Origin of the sequence: Herminiimonas sp. (genome assembly GCF_030645555.1) — a bacterium.
In the GTDB taxonomy this organism is placed as follows: Bacteria; Pseudomonadota; Gammaproteobacteria; order Burkholderiales; family Burkholderiaceae_D; genus Oxalicibacterium.
The window spans coordinates 1-3,510 of record NZ_JAUSME010000059.1 but is presented as its reverse complement, the minus strand read 5'-3'; the positions used below and the strand labels follow the sequence as shown (position 1 = coordinate 3,510).

Below are 3,510 nucleotides of genomic sequence, written 5' to 3'. Positions count from 1 at the left end.
CGCATTCCTGCCGCCGACGCTGATTGCCAGCATTTACGGCATGAATTTCAGGATACTGCCGGAGCTGAACTGGGATCTGGGTTATCCGTTCGCGCTGATGCTGATGGTGGGCAGTGCGGTGGCGCCGTTCTGGTCTTTCCGGAAACGTGGGTGGTTGAAGTAGGGCGGGGGTAGCAGGCGTTTCGGGCAGTATGCTGCCCGCCTGCGGAACGGTCTGCGCTTGCGGGTGGACCTTATCAACGCCGTACTAACGTTGCGTTGACCCCATCCCCACCCCAGCCCTCCCCTTGAAAGGGAGGGAGCATTCATGGCGTGCGCGAGACCACGCCATGAACACAGGTTGCGGGTAAGGATCAGCCCTTCGCAAACGCCTTGCGCGCCGCTGCAATCGTCTCATCGACCACAGCATCGCTGTGCGCCGCCGACACGAACCCGGCTTCGAATGCCGACGGTGCCAGGTACACGCCTTCGTCCAGCATTGCATGGAAGAACGCATTGAACCGGTTCTTGTCGCAGCTCATCATCTCAGTGTAGTTCGTCGGCACCTTGTCGGCAAAATACAGGCCGAACATGCCGCCAACGGCGGCCGCGCAGAACGACACGCCGGCATCGCGCGCCGCCTGGCCCAGCCCCTCGGTCAGTCTGCGTCCGGTCGCGCCCAGCGACTCGTAGAATCCCGGTTGCTGGATCAGCTTCAGCGTCGACAAGCCCGCTGCCACGGCGACCGGATTGCCCGACAGCGTGCCGGCCTGGTACACCGCACCGAGCGGCGCCAGGTGCTGCATCAGGTCGCGCCGGCCACCGAATGCTGCCACCGGCAGTCCGCCGCCGATCACCTTGCCCAGCACCGTCATGTCCGGCGCAATGCCGTACAGGGACTGCGCGCCGCCGAGTGCCACGCGGAAGCCGGACATCACCTCATCGAAAATCAGGACCGAGCCATGCGCGCTGCACAGCCTGCGCATGGTCTGCAGGAATTCGGGCGTGGCAGGCAGCAAGTTCATGTTGCCCGCAACCGGTTCGACGATCACGCAGGCGATCCGGTCGCCCATCTTGCTGAACGCATCTTCGAGTTGCTGCGGGTTGTTGTAGTCGAGCACCATCGTGTGCGCAGCGAAGTCGGCCGGCACGCCGGCCGAAGTCGGGTTGCCGAAGGTAAGCAGGCCACTGCCGGCCTTGACCAGCAGGGAGTCGGCGTGGCCGTGGTAGCAGCCTTCGAACTTGATCACCATGTCCCGCCCGGTCGCGCCACGCGCGAGCCGTAACGCGCTCATCGCTGCTTCCGTTCCACTGGACACCAGCCGCACCTGTTCCACCGACGGCACCAGCCGGCAGATTTCTTCTGCCATGTCGATCTCGGCTTCAGTTGGCGCGCCGAATGAGAGGCCGCGCGCAGCGGCTTCCTGCACTGCTTTCACCACTTGCGGATGGGCGTGGCCGACGATTGCCGGTCCCCACGACCCGATGTAGTCGATATACCGGCGTCCGTCCGCATCCCAGAACCAGGGGCCTTCAGCGCGGGTAATGAAGCGCGGCGTGCCGCCGACCGAGCGGAACGCGCGCACTGGTGAATTGACGCCGCCCGGCGTGGACGCCTGGGCGCGGGTGAAAAGCTGGTCGTTCAGGGAGGAGGTGCTCATGCGAGTAAGGGAGTGATCAAGGATTGTCGTCGGATTCCCGCGCCCAGAAGTGGCGGTCGGGAATCAGCTTGCCCATGCCCAGTCGTTGCGCGTGCGCCAGCGACGCGACATTGAACTCCTGGGCTTCGGCTACCGCTTCGGGTACATCGAGGCCGTTGGCCAGCAGGGCTGCAATGGTTGCCGACAGCGTGCTGCCGGCGCCGGCAAAGGAGCCCGGCTGGCGCTGCCAGCTGTCCTGGCGTATCGCGCCTTCTTCGCTGAACAGCGTGTTGGAAACCTCCTGCATCTCGCCCGGCATGCCGGTGACGAATACGTACTGGCAGCCCTGGCGGATCAGGTCGGCGGCGTCATCCGCCAGCGTGCGATCGGGTGCAGCCTCGCGCCAGGTTTCCGCGAACCGTCCCAGTTCGACTGCAGACAGCAGCAACAGCGTGGCCTGCGGTACCAGCAGTTCGCGGGTCGCGATCAGCATCTCTTCGGCGTCCTCGCCGGATTCGGGCATCGAGGTAGCGAACGGGTCCAGGACCAGCGGAATGTCAGGATAATCGGACATGACCTCGGCGATCGCGGCGATGCTTTCGGTGTTGCCGGCATAACCGACCTTGAACGCCGCGACCTGCATGTCCTCGAGCAGGACGCGGGCCTGGTCGGCAACCCAGTCGGCATCGACATTCTGCACGTCCTCGATGCCGGTGGTGTCGCTGATCAGGATCGCGGTAATGACCGACAGCCCGTGGCAACCCATCGCAGCGAAGCATGCAAGGTCGGCCTGGATGCCGGCGGCCCCGACCGGATCGGCGGCGCCGAAGGTGAGCACGAGCGGCGGTGTTTGGTTTTGCACGGAGCCTGCATTAAGATAGTGGACTTTGCATTTTAACTTGAAGGGCACAGGGTCGTGAGCAATACCGAAACTACAACCGAATACAAGACATGGATGTGCCTGATCTGCGGATGGGTCTATGACGAGGCCGCCGGGTTGCCCGAGGAAGGCATCGCGCCCGGAACGCGCTGGGAAGACGTGCCGATGAACTGGACTTGCCCGGAATGCGGCGCGCGCAAGGAAGATTTCGAGATGGTTGTGGTCTGAGCAGCTGACCCCGGCTTGCCGGCTGTTTTTACGGCAAGCTGTTGATTTTTGTCAAATCCAGGCGATGTCGTTTTGCAAAACATTCGCCAAAAAACTACGTCGGAAATCCACTCCGGTTTTCTTGTCCTGGCGCATCTTGCTTTTTGTCACACTTGGGCCGTATATTGATCGCGGGGATCAACGGACGACGTGATGACAATAGCAACAGAGCCTGTGCGACTGAAGATCATGGTGATTGACGACAGCAGCACCATCCGGCGCTCGGCAGAGATTTTTCTTGGTCAGTCAGGTTACGAAGTCGTACTGGCTGACGACGGTTTCGACGCATTGGCGAAGATGAACGATCATCGGCCGGCGCTGATTTTTTGCGACATCCTGATGCCACGCCTCGACGGCTACCAGACTTGCGGGCTGATCAAGAAGAGTGCCCGCTTCCATGAAACACCTGTAGTCATGCTGTCCTCCAAGGACGGACTGTTCGATCGTGCCCGCGGCGCAATGGTCGGGTCGAACGCCTACCTCACCAAGCCTTTCACCAAGGACAGCCTGCTCAAGACCGTGCGCGAGTACACCGTAGCCGAGCTGTCCCGTCAGATCACCGCAAGCTAACCAAGCGCAAACATGGCAATCCAGAAAATCCTCGTTGTCGACGACTCGCCCACCGAGCGTTACTTCCTGTCCGACATCCTGATCAAGAATGGATTCTCCGTCTCGACCGCCGAGAACGGCGAGGAGGCAATCCTGAAAATAAAGGCCGACAAGCCGCAACTGATCCTGATGGAT

6 protein-coding genes are annotated in these 3,510 nt (G+C 62.0%); 4 read left to right on the top strand and 2 right to left on the bottom strand.

From position 1 onward, the window contains the following. A partial coding sequence (locus Q7T06_RS02440; RefSeq protein ID WP_304779579.1) for a CorA family divalent cation transporter occupies positions 1 to 163 on the top strand: 163 nt, incomplete at its 5' end. Between the two features lie 190 nt (positions 164 to 353). Here the strand turns inward: Q7T06_RS02440 and hemL are convergent. After that, the gene (gene hemL, locus Q7T06_RS02435) at positions 354 to 1,640 is read right to left on the bottom strand and encodes a glutamate-1-semialdehyde 2,1-aminomutase (protein ID WP_304779570.1); all 1,287 of its coding nucleotides are present in this window, start codon (positions 1,638 to 1,640) and stop codon (positions 354 to 356) included. Between the two features lie 16 nt (positions 1,641 to 1,656). Further along, positions 1,657 to 2,481, bottom strand: coding sequence for a hydroxymethylpyrimidine/phosphomethylpyrimidine kinase (locus tag Q7T06_RS02430; RefSeq protein WP_304779567.1), 825 nt, complete (start codon positions 2,479 to 2,481; stop codon positions 1,657 to 1,659). 93 nt (positions 2,482 to 2,574) lie between these two features. On the opposite strand from Q7T06_RS02430, the gene Q7T06_RS02425 reads away from it, so the two are divergent. The 3 genes from Q7T06_RS02425 to Q7T06_RS02415 form a co-directional block, all read left to right on the top strand. Beyond that, a complete protein-coding gene (locus Q7T06_RS02425) occupies positions 2,575 to 2,727 on the top strand; it encodes a rubredoxin (protein ID WP_304779576.1) in 153 nt (50 codons plus the stop codon). Between the two features lie 192 nt (positions 2,728 to 2,919). Then, complete coding sequence (locus Q7T06_RS02420; RefSeq protein WP_304779564.1) at positions 2,920 to 3,336, top strand: PleD family two-component system response regulator; 417 nt, start codon at positions 2,920 to 2,922, stop codon at positions 3,334 to 3,336. 12 nt (positions 3,337 to 3,348) lie between these two features. Beyond that, positions 3,349 to 3,510: PleD family two-component system response regulator (locus tag Q7T06_RS02415; protein WP_304779573.1), on the top strand; the 162-nt coding region annotated here is incomplete at its 3' end.